The following is a 20,599-nucleotide window of genomic DNA, read 5'->3' as shown; positions in this document are numbered from 1 at the left end:
TGGCGCGAGAAATGTTGAGTTTCACCCACCTACTTATAGCGGTTCTCAAGCGTCATGAGGTATGCCCGATGCCCGATGCCCGATGCCCAGCGGCACCTCATCTTTCGCTCGAAATGCTATATATTTTCCTATTTGTCGAAACTGGGAGAATTATCCGGTTGGTCTTCCGGGTATTCCACTGGTCGGTACTCTACGTAGTCTGATGGCGGTGCTTCCACATCGCGGGCGGTGCTGGGGCGAGACCTCGACCCTTCCGCAGGACGGGTTTTTTTGGTTCTCGGCGGTGTGTCGGAACTCGGGTTTTCCGAAGCGGGGGGGCGACGGTTGCGGCTGCGGACCGGTCTTTCTTCGGGGTTGTCTGAAATGTCCCAGTTGTCTGAATCTTGCGCGGGCGGGGTTTCAGGGCGGGAAGGACGTTTGCGCGATGGTCGATCGACCATCGAGTCTGGCTTGGATGTATTAATGCTGCCGTTGCGACTCGAAGGACGACGGCGCGACTCGTCGTCGTAGGTTTCCCGCGAAGAACGGTAGTCTTGGCTACCCCTAATACGGGGACGCTGCGGGTAGTCTTCTTCTGGTTCTAGCTGGTCGATGTCGCTATCGTAGCCCTCGTAAGCGTAGGCGTTGCTGACGGGCCGCTCTTCATCTACGTATTGGGCGCGACTTTTGGCTTGGGCTGTGGTCGCTCCCCGCAGCTTTATGCTTTCGGCTGCAAAAAATATTGCCGAACCGGTGAGCAAGAACTGACCGAAGGCCAGAATTGGATCGAGCCGCCATCCTTGAAATAACAGAATACCGCCACACAGCAGACCGACTGCTGCAAAAAAAATATCGTGGTCTCGGGCTAGTTTGGGACGCCACGATCGCAGAAAGTACAGTCCTGCCCCTGCTACTGCTAGGATGATCCCTAGCAGGCTGCTCCAGTTCAATCCTAAATTGACCATTAGCCTATCTCCTATGTCTTTCCTATGTTAGCGAGTTAGATTTTAGGCGTTGCTTAATCAGGGTATGAAAAAAATAAGTTGAAAATTCAGAAGTTTTGTGGATTCTGGTTTCTATGACTTGCATATTTAGCCTTTCATACCGTAAATCAGCAACGCCAGATTTTAAATCTATCAATAAGTCTGTTATCCCGACTGTACTTTTAAATGGCAGCACCCACCCAGGCTTTCAGCTTGGTTCGGGAACCTTATAGTAATGAGTTTAACGGGAAAAAACCTCAGCGAAAGCCCTCAACCGAAGGTTTTGCCTTCACAGTTGCTGGTAGCCGAGGTTTCTTGGATCGGGGAAATGCCCGACGTGTAGTCGAAAATTGACTTTCACGCCGGACTTAGAAACCCCCAGACTTTTTAGGTGCGCTTGATTTTGTCTTTTTGGCTGATGAAGATCAGACCGATCGTTGCTGGAATCACTACTACCGCCACGCCCGCCAGCAGGCTGTACAAAAAGTTCGCGAGTGAAGGAGTCATAGATTCAAGACCTTTGTTACAAGAGTTTGATTTTTATTAATTTTATCAGCACTCAGTTCTTACGGGGAAGTTCGGCCAAGGATGTTGCAATGGATGTAGGGATGTCGCGGATCTAGGGCCGAAGCAATATTTTCCCTCTCGCCAACTCGAACCCTCGCACCCTCAAAGTCTAGCACTCTGTCGCTTTGAAGGTATAAGACCGGAAAAAATCTGCCGTTTTTGTTCGATCGCACCTGTGAAACGGTTAAAATTATGAAAAGCTGACTTAACAAAACTTAAAATTTCGAGATAAGACCCATGACTGGTATTACCGTTGCAAGTTGGATTCTGGGCTCTGTCCTAGTGGTGATGACTTTACTATTTATTTTTCGCATCGTCCTGACTTGGTATCCCGAAGTAAATCTGAGCAAATTGCCGTTGAGCCTGATTGCTTGGCCGACGGAACCGTTTTTAGCCGTAACTAGAAAGATTGTACCGCCGATCGGCGGAGTGGACATTACACCGATTATTTGGGTCGGTATCTGTAGCTTGTTCAGGGAAATGCTTCTCGGTCAGCAAGGAATCCTGACGATGATGATGTAATAGTCAGTTGTCAGTTGTTAGTTGTTAGTTGTCAATTGTTAGTTGTCAGTTGTCAGTTGTCAGTTGTCAGTTGTCAGTCGTCTTGACTACTGCCAGAAAGAAAATTTCGAGTTCTTAAGGATATTCTTCACCAGATTGACGCGGGCCGCGCAGGCATTGCCCACCTTAATCCCACTAAGGCCCACTGCCCACTGACCACTGCCTACTGCCCACCAATAACAACTGCCCACTAACAACTGCCCACTGCCTACTGCCCACTAACAACTGCCCACTGCCTACTGCCCACTGACAACTGACAACTGCCTAATGACCATTTTGGTTCATAAACTGTTCGACAAAATTCGTATAAACTTCGCCGCTGAGAAATTCGGGGCTATCGAGGATTTTTTGGTGGAAGCTGAGGGTGGTAGGAACTCCGGTGATGGCGCATTCCCGCAATGCCCGTTTCATCCTGCTGATGGCTGAAGGTCGATCGCGCCCCCATACAATTACTTTACCGATTAAAGAATCGTAGTAAGCAGGTATTTCGTAATCGGTGTAAACGTGAGAGTCCATCCGCACGCCGGGGCCGCCGGGAGGCAAATAACCGCTGATGATGCCGGGGTGAGGCCGGAAATTGCGATCGGGATCTTCAGCATTGATCCGACACTCGATGGCGTGGCCGCTGAGAATTACTTGATTTTGCTTGATTTGCAGTTTTTCACCTTGGGCGATGCGAATTTGTTCGGCGATCAAATCCAGGCCCGTAATCATCTCCGTGACAGGATGTTCCACTTGAATCCGGGTGTTCATTTCCATGAAATAGAACTTGCCCGATTTGTCAAGCAGAAATTCGACAGTACCCGCACCGGTGTAGTTGATAGCTTTTGCAGCAGCCACCGCCGCGTGACCCATTTGATCTCGGAGTTTCTGGCTGAGGGCGGGACTGGGCGCTTCTTCCAGAAGTTTTTGGTGCCGGCGCTGAATCGAACAATCTCTCTCACCGAGGTGGATGACATTACCGTAGTTATCCGCGAGAATTTGGATTTCGATATGTCGGGGCTTTTCGATGAATTTTTCCAAGTAAAGTCCCGGATTACCAAAAGCTGCATCGGCTTCACCTTGGGCTGCATGGAAAAGTTTGGGAAGTTCCGACGCTTCTCTGACTAGCCTCATACCCCGGCCTCCCCCGCCGGCGGTAGCTTTAATCATCACAGGATAGCCGATGTCGCGGGCTACCGACAAAGCCTCATGTTCATCTGCCAGCAATCCGCCGCTACCGGGAACAGTCGGAACTTTCACCCGCTGCATAGTTTCTTTCGCCGTGGATTTGTCGCCCATCGCCCGCATTGCTGCCGGGGACGGGCCGATGAAAGTAACTTGATGGTCAGCACAAATTTCGGCAAATCGGGCGTTTTCCGCGAGGAAACCATACCCCGGATGAATCGCTGCGGCGTTGCGCGTCAGGGCCGCCGAGATAATGTTAGGGATGTTTAAATAACTTTTACTGCTGGTGGGGGGGCCGATGCAAACGGCTTCGTCTGCTAACTGGACGTGCAGGGCGTGTTTATCTACGGTGGAGTGAACGGCGACCGTGGCAATCCCCATTTCCTCGCAGGTGCGAAGTATGCGGAGGGCTATTTCCCCCCGATTAGCGATTAAAATTTTTGAGAACCCCATCTTCGCTGCTTAATTCACTCAATATTCTGTACAATAATGCCTTTCGGTATGTTCTGGACAATGCTTTTGCAGAAATTGTTCATAAAAATTTATTTTACATTTTGCGCGTAGTGGTGCTATGATTCTAAATCGGCGGTGCAAAAGGGCAAGTCACAAGTTAAATGTCAGGAACCTCAACCTGTGAATCTTTAACTCGTAACGCAAAAAACCCAGAGATTGCCGGAAAGAGCGGATGTGGCGGAATTGGTATACGCGCACGCTTGAGGTGCGTGTGGCATTATGTCCTTGCGAGTTCGAGTCTCGCCATCCGCATGGAATATGTAAAACAACTGTTGACGGTTTTGGCTGTCGGCAGTTGTTTTATATTTGATTTTGAGGCGTTGCTGAACCAGGGTATGATGAAGTTGTCCTCCGAGCGCCAAAAATAACACACATTTAAAATAAATATTATGCAATGCCCTGAATGCAATTCAACTCATATCAATAAAAATGATCACAAAAAAGGCAAACAGAATTATATTTGTGCGCAATGCAAAAGATAATTTATAGAGGACTATAAGCCTCAAAGAGGATATTCGGAAGAAGTTAAACCTGAATGCCTAAAAATGTATGATAATGGCATGGGCTTTAGAGCAATTGAAAGAGTCAAAAATGTACATCATACTACAATCATTAATTGGGTAAAATCAGCCGGTAACTCTTACCAGATTTTGACGAATCAAAAACAAATCCCGAAGTGGGAGAATTAGATGAATTACAAAAATTGGTGGGCTAAAACGAACAAAGCCTCGCTGTGGAAAGCGGTAGATCATTTTAAGCCAGGTATTTTAGAATTGGTTTTAGGCGACCATAGCGCCAAAATTTTTGAACCACTATGGGCGGAGGTTAGTAAATGAAAATGCTACTTTTCTGTAACAGGTGAGTGGAAAGTTTACCCAAATTTTATCCCGGAAGGATACCCGGTTTTCAGCAAAACCTATATGACAAAAATTGAGGGTAAAATACAATATTTAGACATTATTTGGTCAGGAAAAAAAGAGAATTATTTTGTTATTTTCGCTTATAAAAAAGCCAGGGCATTCAATTAAATTACTAATTCATGATTTAAAATTTGGAGATGTTCCAATTACCACCAAAATTCCAGAAATCATTTTCGGCTCCCCTCTCGTATTTTTGCCCGTATCATACTCTGATTCACCAGCGCCGATCAAATAGGCTTACCAGAAAAATTGGGTTTAAAGCCCTGTCCTTATAGGACGACTTTAGTTTCTACAAAGTGTAAAGAATGATTAAACATACGCATTTTGTAAACATAGTGTTTCGTAGTACGGTAAGATACTTGAATGATCGCATTAGAGTTTAAGTTGAAAGCCAAAGCGAAGCAATACCGAGTCATTGACGAGATGATTAGGACGGCTCAATTTGTCCGAAATAAAACTCTTAGGTATTGGACAGAGAATCAAGGGGTTAAGTTGGTTGACCTGTACAAACAATGCGCCATTATGGCAAAAGAGTTTGAAGGGGCAGGTAAGCTTAATTCGATTGTACGTCAGGCTTCAGCCGAACGTGCCATTTTTGCTATCCAACGTTTTTGGGCTAATTGCAAAGCCAAGAAACCAGGAAAAAAGGGATACCCGCCTTTCAAGAAACACACTCGTTCGGTCGAATACAAAACGTCAGGATGGCTACTTTCTACTGACAAAAGATGTCTGACATTTAAAGACGGTTTTGCTGCTGGGAAGTTTAAGTTGATCGGTAATCGGGATTTGCATTTCTCGGTGCCTGACGAGATCAAACGAATCAGAGTTGTGCGTCGTGCCGACGGCTACTATGCCCAATTCTGTATTAACGTGGAGCGAAAAGAGGAGCCTGTTCCTAATGGTAAAGCTATGGGGATAGATCTGGGATTGAACCGCTTTTACGAAGATAGCGATGGTAAGACGGTTGCCAACCATCGCTATCTTCGTAAAAGTGAAAAAGCTTTTAAAAGATTGCAGAAGCGGATTTCTCGAAAGAAGAAAGGTTCTAGCAATCGAAGAAGAGCGCTCAACAAGTTAGGAAGAAAGCATCTGAAAGTCAGCAGGCAGCGCAAAGACTTCGCCATTAAGACGGCCTTGTGCGCGGTAAAATCTAGCGATTTTGTAGCCTACGAAGATCTTCAGGTGCGGAATATGGTGAAAAACCATAAGCTTGCGTTGCGAATTAGTGATGCAGCGTGGTCACAATTTACACAATAGTTAGAATACTTTGGAAAACTGTACGACAGAACAGTAATTGCTGTTGCAGCTCAGTACACTTCTCAAGACTGTTCAAACTGTGGCAATACTCTCAAAAAAATACTTTCAACTCGCACCCATATTTGCGGTTGCGGTACGAGATTGGATCGGGATCGTAACGCCGCAATTAACATTTTGGGAAAAGGTTTGAAAGCCCGTGCAGGAATCACTTTAAATAGGGTGGGATACACCGAAATTAACGCTTGGAAACCGATCTCTACTCGTTGGTGGCAGCATCAACGAGCAAATTAACTGATTGATCCAAGAATCCTCGCGTCTTCAGACCGAGGAGTGTCAAGCAGTTACTAAACTGATAAGATGCGTTGCAATGCACGCTAGGCCGAGTGAAAGCTTTTGAGGTGAAACATGAAACGTCTGGTTATTTGCTGTGATGGAACTTGGCAACAGCTATCGAGTCCTTACCCAAGCAATGTAGTTAAGCTGGCTCAATCTGTGAAACCGATCGCAAGTGATGGAGTTCCACAGGTAGTGTTTTATGACGAAGGCATTGGCACCGAGAGTCAAAAGATTTTAGGCGGAGCCACGGGACTCGGAATCGATCGCAACATTGAGGATGCCTATCGGTTCCTCAGTCTCAACTATGTAGATGGTGACGAAATTTATCTATTCGGGTTCAGTCGCGGTGCTTACACCGTCAGAAGTCTAGCGGGAATGATTTATTGCGCTGGTCTGCTATCGCGCCCTCACGTGACTAAAACCCACGAAGCTTACGAGCTTTACCGTCATCGAGACGTTAAACCGCGGGATAAAATGGCTGCCGATTACCGCGACACCTATGGCGATCGCGTCCCGATTACCTTGATTGGTTGTTTCGATACCGTCGGTTCCCTAGGAATTCCTAGTGTACCTGCCTTCAAGCAGGTTCACGAACAACTCAACAAGCGCTACAGATTTCACGACACGACTTTAAATAAAGGGATTCAGAATGCGTTGCACGCCGTGGCGATCGACGAAATCCGCGAAGCTTTCGACGTAACTCCCATGAAAAAGCATCCTGATACTGAGAACCAGCGGGTAATTCAAGTTTGGTTTCCCGGCGGACATAGCTGCGTAGGCGGTGGAACGAAAGAATACAGTGGGTTATCAGATGCCGCCTTGCAGTGGATGTTGGATTCAACCCGTAAACTGGGACTTGGGCTAGAATTCGATCCTAGTGTCATTCCAACAGGTATCAATCCTAATTATGAGTGTGACTTTAAGAACGATCCAGGGGTTTTCAAATTAGCAGGAATCAAGTTGCGTGAAGTGAGCGATGCAATTGAAGAACTGCATGAAAGCACGATCTTGCGCTTGCAAAACCGCCAGGATTACCGCCCCAAAAATCTACAACGACATCTCCCAAAACTTGATTCCATCCAGCAGGCAGAAAAGACTGCATCACAATCTGAAAAATTAGCAACATCACCACCTAGAACCGAGCAATACCGAGAATCTGAAAAATTAGCAGCATCACCTCCTAGAACCGGAAAATACCGAGAAAGAAAAACCATCATGGCAAGCAAAAGAGATACTTCACGGGACGGATTTAAAAACAAACTGGAGACGGCAGCTTTAACTGGCTTAAAGCCAATTTGGAGCTTTATTCAAAACAATTCAGGTCTTGCCAAAAAAGTCAATAAGACGCTGATCAACAATGCCATCAATAAGATTCCGGTTCGTCCCTATCAGTTTAGCACTATGTCTCCCTACACATCTTGGGATTCATTGATCGATCGCTCGTACTCTGGACTCCAGTTGCCACCTTTAGATTGGAAACCCTTGACCAACGAAAATCACGTCGGCATTAATTTAGCGCCTACCGAAGAGTTTGAGAAAAATCTGCCGCCGATTCAGGATTTGGAAATTTTGTATCGCAAAGACGGGGAGACACAATACTCGCCCAAATCTTCACTGATGTTTCCCTATTTTGTGCAGTGGTTCACCGATAGCTTTCTGCGTACAGCCCGCGACGATCACCGTAAAAATACTTCCAACCACCATATCGATCTGTGTAATGTCTATGGGTTGAACCCCAAGATTACACAGATGTTGCGATCGCACAAAGGCGGCAAGATGAAAAGCCAATTTATTAATGGCGAAGAATATCCTCCGTTCTACTACGACGAGGATGGACGAGCCAAAGAAGAATTCGCAGAATTACCTCATCTTTACACCGAAAATTCCATCCCAAAATCCGAGACATTCTCTCCCGAAAAAAAACAAAAATTATTCGCGATGGGAATTGAATTAGAACGGGCAAACGTGCAAATTGGCTATGTCATGCTGAACGTTCTTTGCTTGAGAGAACACAATCGCGTGTGCGACATCTTAGCAGAAAACTATCCAGCCTGGGATGATGAACGTCTGTTCCAAACTGCCAGAAACATTGTAGTAGTTGAATTTCTCAGGATTGTGTTAGAAGATTACATCAACCATATTACTCCCTATCACTTCCAATTCTTCACCGATCCACAGGCCTTCACTAATGAAAAATGGTATCGCCATAATTGGATGTCGGTAGAATTTAGTTTGGTATACCGCTGGCACAGTATGTTGCCTGATACTCTCATTCACAACGAAGAGACAGTACCCATGCCTGCCTCCATGTGGAACAACAACATGATTATCAGCAAGGGGTTAGGAGGCATCTTTGAAGAAAGTTGTTCCCAACCCGCCGCGCAACTGAGTTTATTCAATACGCCTGAATTTCTGTTACCAACCGAGTTAGCCAGTATTCGCATGGCTCGTCAATCAAAACTGAGAAGCTACAACGATTATCGTGAGTTGTGCAAGTATCCCCGCGTCACCGATTTTGATCAGATTAGTGGCAATAAAAGAGTTCAACGAGAACTAAAAAGTTTGTACGGACACGTAGACAATATTGAGCTTTATGTCGGACTCTATGCCGAAGATTTGCGTCCCAACTCAGCCCTACCTCCTTTGGTGGGACGATTAATCGGAATTGATGCGTTTTCTCAAGCGTTCACCAATCCTTTATTAGCAGAAAACATCTTCAATCCAGAAACTTTTTCGCCTGTGGGCTGGGAAATTATTCACAATACCAAAACGCTTTCTGAGGTAGTACACCGCAACATTCCTCAAGGTAAAAACTATCGAATTTCGTTTTACCGCTACAATTGGAAACCCGTTTAATCAGCAAACGCATCAAGGAAAATATGAGCAATAAGTTGTTTACAGAATATCCCGAACAGAATGAACGTGAATATTGCGATCGCCTAGTCGAGCAAACAAATATCCGCATGGATAATCTTTATAAGGACAAGGAGCGGGCGCTGCGAGATACTCACACCAAAAGCCATGCTGCTGTTAAAGGAATTCTCGAAATCTTTGACTTTGATGAGGAAGCGATTAAACGCGAGTTGAACAAACGCGCCTCGTTGACTTCTTCCCAACTCAATGCTATTTCCCTGAAGCAAGGCTTACTCTCTTTGCCCAAACAATATCCTGTTTGGCTGCGATTTGCCAACGGGGCTTTCCAACCCAAAAATGATTGCGAACCAGACACCCGCTCAATGGCAGTGAAAGTGATGGGAGTTGAAGGGGAACGGCTGGTGCAAAGCTATGAGTCGAAAACCCAGGATCTGATTGTTCATAATTCAGCGTTTTTCTTTGTTGAAAACATCAAAGATTACTACGGCTTTTTTTCTGCCGTCGTTGAGTCGAAGGAGGCAACAAAGAAGTGGCTGTATCAACATCCGAGGCAATTCTTAGCACTCCTCAAGGGTACGAGTTCGACTCCAAAAAGTTTACTAACAGAACGATATTGGAGCAGTTCAGCCTCTGCTTTGGGTCTCAAACCCGATTTTGATGCTTCCAAAACGAGTCTAGTTCCTGTCGAATATCCGGCTGTGATTAAATATGCGTTTACTCCAGTTTCAGGCGAACCGCCGCACAACAAGATTTTATCTCAGTCTCGACCTGGGATTCCTAAACTTCCTTTTAGCGATCGCGCCAAAGCTTTAGGTTTAGATCCCAATAAACTCGACAATTACTACCGGGATGACATCATTCAAGCCCTTTTCCAACCTGATGCTCAATTTTGTTGGGACTTTGGCATTCAATTCCAAACCAACTCCAAGATGTCGATCGACGATACCACGATTACTTGGAAGGAAAGGGAATCTCCTTTCTTCACAGTAGGTCGTCTCACTGTCAAGCATCAAATCATTAATTTTGAGAAACAATACGATTTCTGTGAAAACCTGCGATTTTCTCCTTGGAACGGTCTAGCAGTCCATCGTCCGGTTGGTGCAATAAATCGGCTGCGTGGCATTGTTTACCCGGTTGTCGCTTCCTATCGCTATCAGAAGCTAGGTCTGAGCGACCCAATCCCAGAACCAACTGGAAACGAGACCTTTTGAAGAAGACTGGGCGGCATGGGGCCTAGGGCATAGGGCATAGGGCATAGGGCATAGGGCATAGGGCATAGGGCTATCCTCACCACGCTTGAGAACCGCTATAGACGCGCTGTAACAAATTTTGAGGGCTTCAGCCCTCACTGCGAACCTAGTTTTGTGCTAATTTGGGCGGGCGGCCCATTAAGCCGGTCATCAGCCGCAAGGATACAAATCGGACTGGGGGAATTGTTCGCAAACACCACAATCCGAAGCGGCGAAATGCTACAATAGGCAGCCAAGTATTAGAAAATAACCTGTCTAGAAAATCGGTAAATCCTAACACAATTAAATTTTCTTTTTTGCGCCAGTTGTGATACCGTTTTAAGACTCGCAAATCGCCGATGTCTTCGCCTTTTTGGTGGGCTTGCTGCAAGATTTGGGCGATCGCCCCTGCATCCCGAATGCCCATATTTAAGCCCTGTCCGCCGACGGGATGGCAGCAGTGGGCAGCGTCGCCAATTAATGCTAATCTGGGCAACACGTAGCGATCGCTCTGCATTAACTGCACCGGGAACAAAAAGCGATCGCTCTCCAACTCCAAACTGCCCAAAATCCCGCCCGTGCGCTGTTCCAACAAAGTCAAAAACTCTGTTTCGTCCATTGACTGCAAAACTTTTGCTTCCGCATGGGGTGCAGTCCAAACTACTTGACAACGGTTCCCAGGTAATGGTAAGACTCCCATCGGGCCGCTCGGCCAAAAGCGCTCAAAAGCGATATCGTTGTGCGGTTTTTCTGCTTTAATGGTGATAGCAATGCAGGATTGCCAGTATTTCCAGCCGCGCGTGCTGATGTTGGCTTCGGTGCGGATGCGCGATTTAGATCCGTCGGCGGCAACTAATAATTTGGTGCGAATTGTGCGAGTTGCACCGTTTTGTGTGATGAGAATTTCAGCCGAATTAGTTAAATATTTTACTTCGACTACTTCGGCAGGACAAAGCCAATTAAAATTCGGGTTTTTTGCCAAAGATTCCTGCAAAGCTGACAGCATGACTCGGTGCTCGCCAACGTAACCTAAAGCTGTTTTTGGTACCGGCAATTTGCCAGTATTTCCCAAATCCGGGCGGTGGAATTCGACGACACCGGGATAGTCGCCGTCGCAGAGACTAATTTGCTCGAAGGTGGTGATTTGTGGCAATATTTGCTCCCATACGCCGATACCTTCTAAAATCATTCCCGACAGTAAAGTAATTGCATAAGCTTGTTTTTTGGCTGCTGCTGCTGCGGGGAGTTGGGTTTCAATTATGGCGATTTTTAATCCTGAATCTTTGAGGGCGCAGGCTAAGGTAGCGCCAACTATGCCGCCTCCGACGATGGCTATGTCAAAGTCGAGTGTTGGTGTCTGGAGGGGGGCCACTGTTTGAGAAAGTTGGTTTACAGGCATTTTCAAGGGATTTTGTCAAAGTTAATTGGATTGTTACTTTTTTATTGTAAAGAGTTATTTCGATTTAGGGCGATCGAGCGACGGAGACGGGAGATGGGGAGACGGGGAGATGGGGAGACGTTGAGAAATTTATGATTAATGACAACCATCAACTGCCCACTATCAACTGTCAACTGTCAACTGTCTAATGACTGCTGACCATTTCCTTGACGTTTTCTGCAGCCAGGGCTAATAATTTCTGGCAAATGGGAATCTCTACGATAAACTCTGCACCTTCCCCGGGTGCGGAAACACACTGCAATTGGCCTCGGTGTTTCTCAACAATAATCTGATAGCTGATTGACAGTCCCAATCCGGTGCCTTTGCCAACGGGTTTAGTAGTAAAAAATGGGTCGAACAACTTGCGAATGATTTCTTGATTGATTCCGATTCCGCTGTCGGCTATCCGAATTGTTGCGGTGTCTGAATTCGCACTGGTGCTAATCCGAATTGTGTTGGGAGGAGAATATATTTCTTGGGAAGAATGATTGCTGTTGTATTCTTCTAGGGCGTCGATCGCATTTGCTATAAGATTCATAAATACTTGATTGAGCTGACTTGGATAGCACTCGACTTTTGGAAAGTTGCCGTATTCTTTGATAATCTTAATAGCCGGACGACCTGCATTAGCTTTGAGTCGGTGCTGCAAAATTAGCAAAGTGCTTTCGATTCCTTCGTGAATGTCTACTAGCTTCATCTGCGATTCGTCGAGTCGGGAAAAGTTCCGCAAGGATACAACTAAGTCGCGGATGCGATCGGCTCCTACTTTCATTGATTCCAAAATCTTCGGAAAGTCGGCCATTAAGAAGTCGATTTCCATATCTTCCGTTGCTTCGGCAATTTCTGGGAGGGGATTTGGGTATTTTTTCTGGTAAAGGTGGAGTAAACTGAGCAAGTCTCTGGCGTATTCGCTGGCGTGGGTGATGTTGCCGTAAATGAAGCTAATCGGGTTGTTAATTTCGTGGGCGACTCCGGCAACTAGCTGGCCGAGTGAAGAGATTTTTTCGGTTTGGATTAGTTGAGTTTGAGCTTGGTGCAAGTCGCGGAGAGCTTTTTCGAGCTGGACTGCTTGCGATCGATATTGTGCGGCTGATTGTTCCATCGCTGCCAAAACTTGCACTCGATCGCTAATATCGGTGTGAGTTCCTACCCACTCGCGAACGCTGCCATCGGCTGCCAAAATGGGGACGGCGCGCACCCAGAAGTGTCTGTAGCTGCCGTCTGCACCCCGCAAGCGGTGCTCGACTTCGTAGAGACTTTTTGTTTCTCTGGCGCGCATCCAAGCTTGTATTGTGCGATCGCGGTCTTCTGGGTGCACTGCTTGTATCCAGTTGTCCGTCATCTCTTCCAAGCTCATGCCCGTGTAAGCCATCCAATCCGGCTGAGGTTTGTCGAAGAGTCCGCTAGCGTTGGTCATCCAAACCATCTGTGCGGTGGCCCTTGCCAGCGATCGATATCTTTCCTCGCTCAAACGCACAAATTCTTCGGCTTGCCGGCTGGCTGTCACGTCGCGCAAAATAGCTGTGAAGATGATTTCGCCTGCAACTTCGAGTTTGGAAATAGAAGCTTCGGCGGGAAATTCCGTACCGTCTCGGCGGCGCCCGAAAATTTCTTTGCGGTTGCCCATTTTTCGGGCTTGTTTAACGCCGCCGAAATTCCTGACGAGGTGACTGTGAGAGGTGGCAAAAGCTTCGGGCAACAGTAGGCTCAGGGATTGCCCGATCGCCTCCGCTGCAGTACACCCAAAAATCCTTTCTGCACCTTGGTTGAACAGGATAATTTTTTGGTCAGCACCGACGGAAATAATCGCGTCGTCGGCAATTTCTACAATCCCGGCGAAACGAGCTTGAGACACTTGCAGCGCTTGTTCAGCTTGTTTGCGATCGCTCATGTCGCGGGCAATAGTTGAAATGTATGCGAGTTTGCCGTCGGATGCCGAGTGGGATAGGATGACTTGGCTGACGGGAATTTCCAGGCCCGATGCTGAGACAAAGGTTGTTTCTCCACTCCAAAAGCCCTCGGAAACAGCGGTGGCGATCGCGCCTTTCAAAGCACTGCGGGCTGAGGCTGCCGTGAATTCTGCAACTTGTCGGTGGGATATATCTGTATTTTCGTCGATACCCACCATTTTTCTGCCTGCTTTGTTGATGTAAACGGCACGTCCTTCGAGGTCGCAGATACCTACAAAATCCGGCGTTGCTTCCAGAATTGCTGCCAGACTTCTGTTGGCAATTTCGGCTTGTTTGCTCTCAGTAATATCCCGCGCGACGCTAACTATTCCGCTGATGTTTCCTTGCCCGTCCCGGTAAGCGTTTTTTGTCGAAAGAAATGTCCGCAAATTGCCTTTAATTGGTAGTTGTTCTTCGATAACTTGCGTTTTTCCCGCTGTTACAATCTGGCGATCTGTTTTCCTAATATTGCTCGCAATTTCGGGCGGAAATAACTCGCTGTCATCTCTGCCGATAATTTCGCCGACCGATTTGCCAATTATACTAGCGCCCGCATCGTTTAGCATGATGTAACAACCATGAATATCTTTGACAAATAGGGCTGTTGGCGTACTGTTAATGACTGTCACCAGCAGGTTGTAGTTTTTTTCAAGCGCCTGCTTTGTTGTTTGAGAATTTATAATTTGTTGCTGCAATTGCTCGTTGGCGAGTTGCAGTTGGAGAGTCCGTTTTTCAACTTGAGTTTCTAAGTCTGATTTAGCTTTCCTAAGTCCCAGTTCTGCTCGATAGCGCTTCCGGTCTGCGGTACACAGAGTTTTCGCGTTCTGCCAAATCAGAACTGTAAAAACGATCGCATTCAAGACACTTAACAGCGATAGTCCTAGCTCTGGTTCGTAGGCTTGAAATCGCTCTCCGTAAATGATTAAAAAACCCGCTAAAGGCGGAATAATGATTGCCTGTGGCAACAAGCGCCTTGCCATGATGCCGCCCGCGCGATCGCTCGCCATTACTGCTATTAATCCTTGCTCTGGATTGGTAAATAAAATGCCGAGGCTGAGCAACATAAATGCTGCGGACGTGTGCAAAGCCATGCCTGTATGATCGCCAATTCGGTAAAATAAAGCTTTGCCGTAGAAATAGCCTATCAAACCCAGAAATGCAATTAAAAATGTACAACAGCTTAATATTTGAACCGGCGGGTATTTAGGGCGGCGTTGTGACAGCAGCAACTGGGCTGTTCCCAGAAATAAAAAAGCAGCAGCAGTATTCGGTGCCATGCGTCCTGGTGTTCCGGGGTTTGGCAAGGTGTAACTTTCTTTAAATAACAGTTGGTCGATGCCTAATTCTAAATTAAAGCTGTATTGAACTAAGGTTAACAGGCTAATGAGTATGATTAAAATGGAACTGCTAACAATTAAAAATTTAGATATTTTTTGAAGTTTTATTGTTGTTAATTTGGCGCGTCCTTGTTGTTGGAGGCACAGAGAAAGCCCGCCCAAAATAAAGCATACCGCTGTATTGGCTTTCATGGTTACGAGTCCGGGCAGAATGCTTTTTAAGAGTTGCAGATCGAAGATCCAACCCAAAATGACTGTACAGCCGATCGCGATTACTGCAATTCCAGCTTTTTTGGCAAAAGACTGGAGCGCAACAATTGTGGTTGAAGGTGGCTGCGCTTGTGCGGGTTCAAAACGTTCCAATTTCTCGATACCTCAAATTATTGGAGTTTATACTTATCTAAGGTAACAATAAAGACTGTCGTTATATTGTTGCGCCTTATACAAAGCTGCTTAATATCTTGTGAAAATTGCCTAGCCCAAAATATTAATTATCTTATCTAATTTCAGAGAGAGTGTCAACTAAAAGTAGAAGGCTAGAGATGTAGAAAAAATTTGGCGTAATTCAAGATTTTTTTGGGCTGGTTAGTGAAAATCAAAGATTGCTTGTTTGTTGTTCCTTCGGTTTTTTTCATTCTATGTCAAAAATTAGCCATCGCCCGATTCATCGGTTCAGGCGAGTGTTTGCAGTCAGTCGTTGGAGGGGTTATGGTGGCGGATTGTGCGATCCTCTACGTTGATCAGCCTCCCATAGGGGCGGGCTGCACTAACGGCACAAAAAATAAGACTCGGCGGTTGAAACCGCGTCTACACAAACTTTCGTCCGCGCAACGCGAGACTCAATAGGGCGTATTAAAACCGGATTTTGGTATCAAATCTCACATCAATGGTCTTGGGTTTCGTTCTTTAACTAATGACTAATGACTAATGACTAATGACTACTGTCAACTGTCAACTGTCAATTGTTGAAGTGCGAGCATTGCTTCGGTTGCTGATGGGTAACGCTGGGGAAAAGCGTACAGCACCATCTGGTCTAAAATGCTAGCAAACTCCGGGGTGACAGTTGCATTTTTCTGCCAGATGAGATTGCCTAAATTATCGACTTTGAGTTGTTTCGGCCGCATCCCTGTCAAGGCTTGAATGCCGATGATTCCGACAGCGTAGATGTCGCTGCAAAATTTTGGCGAACCGATGGCTTGTTCGGGGGGAATGTAGTCTTGCTGGGTGCCGCCGCGCGATCGCGTTTGACCTGTGCTATTTTGCGAAATGTTGATTTCTTTAACTGCTCCAAAGTCAATTAATACAATCTTGCCGTCTGATGCACGCTCGATTAAGTTTTGAGGGTGAACGTCGCGGTGAATTACATTTTGTTTGTGAACGAAGGCCAGGACTTCTAAGATATCTTTTAACAAAGCAATAACGCGATCTTCTTCCCAGGGTTGACCTTCGATTAATTCTTGATACAGGGGTTCTCCTTCGATGAATTGATAGACTAAATAAAAATATCCATCTTCTTCAAATCGAGCTAACAATTCCGGTATCCGATCGTGTTTTCCTAAGCGATACAATACGCGCGTTTCTCGATCGAATAGCTGGCTGGTTCTGTCTGACTGGCTTTTCAGGCGCTTGACGAGACACAAAGGTCGATCGGGCAAATTTTCATCTTCAGCGAGATAGGTATCGCTGTACTCGGTGCTCGCCAAATGTTCTCGGATTCGGTAACGCATCCGCAGCAGTTGTCCCAATATCGGATCCAGAGATTGAGCTGGTTGCGTGCCTTTTTGTACACCTCTGATGATGCAGTCCCAAAGGTTTGCTCCGACTACTCTTTCTTCTGCTTCAATAATTCCTGCTTGCTTCAGTACCTTGGTGAGGTCTTTCCACAAGTTGTAGCCGACATACCGCGCCAGGTAGCCCACTGTGTAGCCACGGGCGGATCGTTTTGCTGAATTTCTTGATACGTCAAACCCCCTAAAACGCCTCGCGCGATCGACTGTTGCAACCGAGTTAGGCGTTTTTGGGTTTGTTCGTACACCAGATTGTCTAAAAAATTTATTGCTTCTTCTACTGTCATATTTTCATGGTTTAAGTTACTCGTGCAGCCGCTATAGGTTTTGTTTTTATGTTTCTGTTATGGGCGGTTTATGTTCAACTGATTAGTCTTTTAGGATCGAAAACTTAATAACTTAAGCACTTCCTACAGTCTTTTCGTATCTAAGGATCGAAAACTTAATAATACCAATTTCATAAAGTAGCGCTAGATATTACCCCCCCCGAACTCGCGGGGGGCTAAGACTTCATCTATAGCACATCTTTAGAAAAATGGTATAACTTAAGCACTTCCTACAGTCCTCTCTCCAGAAGCCGCGAGATAGAAGGAGGCAGAGCCTCCGCACCTGCATTACCGGGCAGAGCGAAAGTAACGAGCAATTTGTTATTTGTTGATTATAATTCCGAATTGCCAACTGCCAACAATCAACTGCCAACTGCCAACTACTTAATCTTGTTTACGTAGCCCCACAAACTGTAATCGCGGCTCAGCCAACCCCGAAAAAAAGCCATTTGACTCGGATCTTCTTGCACCCGTTTGTAGCGGTAAATAATCCGTTCGTTAATCATTTGTAGCGCTGTATTTTTGTTATTAGCGACTTTCAATGCTTCCCTGGTGCGCGAATCAAAAATACCAGTTTGGGGCAATCCTAAAGCTTGCTGCAAAAATGTAATAGAATTGTTAATACCGAAATTAACTGCGGTGTCAAACATGACGATCGCCAAAGCAGGCTGCATAGTTCCCGAAAGACTAGAATCCCAGTAATATTTATAAATTTCTAGGAGCTCTGCTTCCGACATTTGCGTCACGTCAAGGGGCGGCAGCCCGCGACTGTAGCGGTACGAGTTGTATTCTGTTTGCAGGATGCCCCGATAGGTTCTGCCGCCTTTATCGGCTGGGTGATTGCTGAATCCACCCTCAAAATATAAGGTGAAATAAAGAGCAGTTTGAAATACTCGCTGCCGAAAGTTCGCTGTTTGCTGCTGTGCGAGAGTCTTTTGGGCAAAAGGCAAGGGGATTGCTAAGGCTAACAAGAGTATCCCCAGCAGGAGGTTTGGCTTCCACTTGATGTTAGGTTGGTGCTGTGTCGCTTGCTTGTCGCTCATAAATTCTCTGTGACGATCGCGCGTAATTCCGCTAAAACTGGTACTCTGCAAAATAATATAGATTCAACCTTTAACTTGATAGCACAGATAGGCCGCCAAATGAATTCCGATTTTCGCAACCAATCCGAAACACCCCAATTTGAAGATGCTGCATCGCTGACAGTCGTTGCAGAAACCTATTACTCCCAAGGTGATTTAGCAGCAGCAGTCGCTGCTTGTCGCCAAGCTCTGGAATTGCAACCGGATTGCGCGGCGGCTTACGTGACAATGGGTAACGTGCAGCAAGCCAGCGGCCAAATTGAGGAAGCGATGCGGTTTTATTCGGAGGCGATCGCCCTGAATCCCGATTTTGCTGAGGCCTATGCTAATTTGGGCAGTATGCTCTACAAGCAAGGGCGTTTGGTGGAGGCGACTGTCAACTACCAAAAGGCGATCGAACTCAAACCAACTTTGGCCGCTGCTTACTGGAATTTGGCAGGGGCGATGAAGCAGCAAGGGCAGTTTGATGCTGCTGTAGCCTACGAACAAAAAGCTCTCGAACTCAATCCCCATCTGGCTCAGGTAGATTTTTACATAAATTTGGGAGATAAATTAGCGCGGCAGGGAAAGCTAGATGAGGCTGTGGCTGCATGGCAGCGGGCGATCGCATTAAAACCCGATTTACCCGAAGCATACTGTCAAATTGGCATAATTTTGCGCCACCAAGGCAAATTTAAAGACGCCATACCCAACCTGCAAAAAGCCCTAGAAATTAAACCCGATTTTATTTCGGCCCACCAACATTTGTGCGGCATCCTCAGAGATACTAGCAATTTAGCAGCCGCCCGGCAAGCCGTGCACGCATACAGCCAAATGTGCGCCGAAACCGATCCGATTATGACGGCGATTTACTTCGTCAGCACCTATCAAGTATCGGGATTGAATCAAATTGCAGGCGATCGATTTTTAGAATTAGAATCCTACTTGCAGCAAAACTTAGAAACGGCAAGTTCGGTAGAAATTAAATCGCTTTATGCAAACTTCTTATTCAGCACGCCCTATCTGCGAGATGACTTGGCAGCCAACTCTCAACTTTACAGATTAATTGCCAAAAAGTACGTTGACAAATGTATCAAACCTAATTTTCCTCAACCTGCAAATTACAGTTACCAACCAAAAGCCCCAGGTAGCAAATTAAAAATCGGCTTTTTATCCAATCACTTCAGCCGCCATTCTGTAGGTTGGTGCAGCGCTGACATCATTCGCGAATTGTCCGGCATCACACCCAACCTGCATTTATACGCTTCCGAAAGAATTGTTCCTGACGATCGCACTCAGCAATTTGAAAGTTTCGGCAAACTGACTTTTCCCAAAACTTACCCGAACGGACTTGCCAATTCCGCAGAAATTATCGCCCAAATTCAGCAAGATGAATTAGACGTTTTAGTCGATTTAGATTCTCTCAGCGTACCGATTCACGCAGACATTCTCTACCAAAAACCAGCACCAGTTTGTATTTCTTGGTTGGGATTTGATGCACCTTACATATCCTCGGAAAATTACTTTCTTACAGATTGGCACTCGCACCCAGAAGGTCGCGAAAAATATTATGACGAACAGCTAATTAGGATGCCGGATTCTTTTGTAGCGGTGTCAGGTTTTCAGAGGTACGGAGTCGATCCGGTGGCATTGAGAAGGTCGAATCGGATCGGTTTGGATCAGATAGTTTACCTGTGCGTCGCTCCGGGCCGAAAATTTAATCGCGACTTAGTAAAAGCACAAGTTGCGATTCTCAAACAAGTGCCGAACAGCGTTTTAATTCACAAAGCTTTGGGCGATGCTGCGGTGTTTGAGGCTGCGTATCACCAAGCTTGCGAAGCTGAAGGAGTCAGCAAACACCGAATTAAGTTTTTGCCGAGGTTTGCTACGGAGGAAGAACACAGAATTGTCTATTTGCTGGCAGATGTTTTGTTGGATTCCTATCCTTATAATGGAGGAACTCACACTTTAGAGGCTTTGTGGTTTAATTTGCCTGTGGTGACTCGTACCGGAGAGCAATTTTTGTCGAGAATGGGTTATTCGTTTTTGCAGGTTTTGGGGATGGAAACTGGTGCCGCTCAGTCTTGGGAGGAATATGTGGATATGGGTGTAAAATTGGGTAAAGATGGTGATTTGAGACAGGCAATTCAAGCATATTTGATGAAGTCTAAAGACCCAGCTAATTTGTCGCCGCTGTGGAATCCTAAAAAGTTTGCTGATGATATGTATGGGTGTTTAAAAAGTTGTGTAAAATAGGATGACTAATATCATTTCCGGTAACACCGGAATGATGTTGACTGTTGACTGTTGACTGT

13 protein-coding genes, 1 tRNA gene and 2 pseudogenes are annotated in these 20,599 nt (G+C 46.0%); 8 read left to right on the top strand and 8 right to left on the bottom strand.

Annotation, left to right across the window (positions count from 1 at the left end; all coding sequences use genetic code 11):
* Positions 1-128: 128 nt before the first annotated feature.
* Together QUA01_RS01220 and psbX are read right to left on the bottom strand one after the other, a co-directional pair.
* A complete protein-coding gene (locus QUA01_RS01220) occupies positions 129-944 on the bottom strand; it encodes a Ycf66 family protein (protein ID WP_333088751.1) in 816 nt (271 codons plus the stop codon).
* A gap of 405 nt (positions 945-1,349) precedes the next feature.
* Entirely contained in the window at positions 1,350-1,469 is a 120-nt protein-coding gene (gene psbX, locus QUA01_RS01215; RefSeq protein ID WP_333088749.1) for a photosystem II reaction center X protein, read from the bottom strand.
* A gap of 297 nt (positions 1,470-1,766) precedes the next feature.
* On the opposite strand from psbX, the gene QUA01_RS01210 reads away from it, so the two are divergent.
* The gene (locus QUA01_RS01210; protein WP_333088747.1) at positions 1,767-2,051 is read left to right on the top strand and encodes a YggT family protein; all 285 of its coding nucleotides are present in this window, start codon (positions 1,767-1,769) and stop codon (positions 2,049-2,051) included.
* Positions 2,052-2,354: 303 nt separating this feature from the next.
* Here the strand turns inward: QUA01_RS01210 and accC are convergent, their stop codons facing one another.
* Positions 2,355-3,710 carry an acetyl-CoA carboxylase biotin carboxylase subunit gene (gene accC, locus QUA01_RS01205; protein ID WP_333088746.1) on the bottom strand — a complete coding sequence of 452 codons (1,356 nt, stop codon included), beginning with the start codon at positions 3,708-3,710 and terminating at the stop codon, positions 2,355-2,357.
* 228 nt (positions 3,711-3,938) lie between these two features.
* Here accC and QUA01_RS01200 point away from each other — a divergent pair.
* The 6 genes and pseudogenes from QUA01_RS01200 (at position 3,939) to QUA01_RS01175 (ending at position 10,368) form a co-directional block, all read left to right on the top strand.
* Positions 3,939-4,022: transfer RNA gene (locus QUA01_RS01200), tRNA-Leu, on the top strand.
* A 137-nt stretch (positions 4,023-4,159) separates the two neighbouring features.
* Positions 4,160-4,903: pseudogene (locus QUA01_RS01195) on the top strand (IS1 family transposase).
* Positions 4,904-5,053: 150 nt separating this feature from the next.
* A complete protein-coding gene (locus QUA01_RS01190; RefSeq protein WP_333088744.1) occupies positions 5,054-5,947 on the top strand; it encodes an RNA-guided endonuclease InsQ/TnpB family protein in 894 nt (297 codons plus the stop codon).
* Positions 5,948-5,959: 12 nt separating this feature from the next.
* A pseudogene (locus QUA01_RS01185) lies at positions 5,960-6,238 on the top strand (zinc ribbon domain-containing protein); the annotation flags it as partial.
* 114 nt (positions 6,239-6,352) lie between these two features.
* A complete protein-coding gene (locus QUA01_RS01180; protein WP_333088742.1) occupies positions 6,353-9,139 on the top strand; it encodes a phospholipase effector Tle1 domain-containing protein in 2,787 nt (928 codons plus the stop codon).
* 23 nt (positions 9,140-9,162) lie between these two features.
* Positions 9,163-10,368 (top strand): catalase, encoded by a 1,206-nt coding sequence (locus QUA01_RS01175; protein WP_333088741.1) that lies wholly within the window; start codon positions 9,163-9,165, stop codon positions 10,366-10,368.
* A gap of 145 nt (positions 10,369-10,513) precedes the next feature.
* On the opposite strand, the gene QUA01_RS01170 is transcribed toward QUA01_RS01175, so the two are convergent.
* The 5 genes from QUA01_RS01170 to QUA01_RS01150 form a co-directional block, all read right to left on the bottom strand.
* Positions 10,514-11,785, bottom strand: coding sequence for an FAD-dependent hydroxylase (locus QUA01_RS01170; protein ID WP_333088740.1), 1,272 nt, complete (start codon positions 11,783-11,785; stop codon positions 10,514-10,516).
* 184 nt (positions 11,786-11,969) lie between these two features.
* A complete protein-coding gene (locus QUA01_RS01165) occupies positions 11,970-15,473 on the bottom strand; it encodes a PAS domain-containing sensor histidine kinase (protein ID WP_333088739.1) in 3,504 nt (1,167 codons plus the stop codon).
* Positions 15,474-16,054: 581 nt separating this feature from the next.
* Entirely contained in the window at positions 16,055-17,029 is a 975-nt protein-coding gene (locus QUA01_RS01160) for a serine/threonine-protein kinase (RefSeq protein ID WP_333088738.1), read from the bottom strand.
* Entirely contained in the window at positions 16,969-17,184 is a 216-nt protein-coding gene (locus QUA01_RS01155) for a hypothetical protein (RefSeq protein ID WP_333088737.1), read from the bottom strand. Before QUA01_RS01155 ends, QUA01_RS01160 begins: the two co-directional genes overlap by 61 nt.
* 419 nt (positions 17,185-17,603) lie before the next feature.
* The gene (locus tag QUA01_RS01150) at positions 17,604-18,266 is read right to left on the bottom strand and encodes a glycoside hydrolase family 108 protein (RefSeq protein ID WP_194009441.1); all 663 of its coding nucleotides are present in this window, start codon (positions 18,264-18,266) and stop codon (positions 17,604-17,606) included.
* Positions 18,267-18,365: 99 nt separating this feature from the next.
* On the opposite strand from QUA01_RS01150, the gene QUA01_RS01145 reads away from it, so the two are divergent.
* Complete coding sequence (locus tag QUA01_RS01145) at positions 18,366-20,540, top strand: O-linked N-acetylglucosamine transferase, SPINDLY family protein (RefSeq protein ID WP_333088734.1); 2,175 nt, start codon at positions 18,366-18,368, stop codon at positions 20,538-20,540.
* The last annotated feature ends 59 nt before the right edge of the window (positions 20,541-20,599 follow it).

Origin of the sequence: Microcoleus sp. S36a_B3 (assembly GCF_036700745.1) — a bacterium.
Lineage (GTDB): Bacteria > Cyanobacteriota > Cyanobacteriia > Cyanobacteriales > Microcoleaceae > Microcoleus.
The sequence above is the reverse complement of the archived record's forward strand: the minus strand, read 5'-3'. Positions and strand labels throughout refer to the sequence as shown.

Coding starts and splice junctions, on each gene's coding strand:
- QUA01_RS01170 (WP_333088740.1), bottom strand. CDS start 11,785: ATGCCTGTAAACCAACTTTCTCAAACAGTGGCCCCCCTCCAGACACCA.
- QUA01_RS01155 (WP_333088737.1), bottom strand. CDS start 17,184: ATGACAGTAGAAGAAGCAATAAATTTTTTAGACAATCTGGTGTACGAA.
- QUA01_RS01190 (WP_333088744.1), top strand. CDS start 5,054: ATGATCGCATTAGAGTTTAAGTTGAAAGCCAAAGCGAAGCAATACCGA.
- QUA01_RS01175 (WP_333088741.1), top strand. CDS start 9,163: ATGAGCAATAAGTTGTTTACAGAATATCCCGAACAGAATGAACGTGAA.
- accC (WP_333088746.1), bottom strand. CDS start 3,710: ATGGGGTTCTCAAAAATTTTAATCGCTAATCGGGGGGAAATAGCCCTC.
- QUA01_RS01210 (WP_333088747.1), top strand. CDS start 1,767: ATGACTGGTATTACCGTTGCAAGTTGGATTCTGGGCTCTGTCCTAGTG.
- QUA01_RS01220 (WP_333088751.1), bottom strand. CDS start 944: ATGGTCAATTTAGGATTGAACTGGAGCAGCCTGCTAGGGATCATCCTA.
- QUA01_RS01180 (WP_333088742.1), top strand. CDS start 6,353: ATGAAACGTCTGGTTATTTGCTGTGATGGAACTTGGCAACAGCTATCG.
- QUA01_RS01145 (WP_333088734.1), top strand. CDS start 18,366: ATGAATTCCGATTTTCGCAACCAATCCGAAACACCCCAATTTGAAGAT.
- psbX (WP_333088749.1), bottom strand. CDS start 1,469: ATGACTCCTTCACTCGCGAACTTTTTGTACAGCCTGCTGGCGGGCGTG.
- QUA01_RS01150 (WP_194009441.1), bottom strand. CDS start 18,266: ATGAGCGACAAGCAAGCGACACAGCACCAACCTAACATCAAGTGGAAG.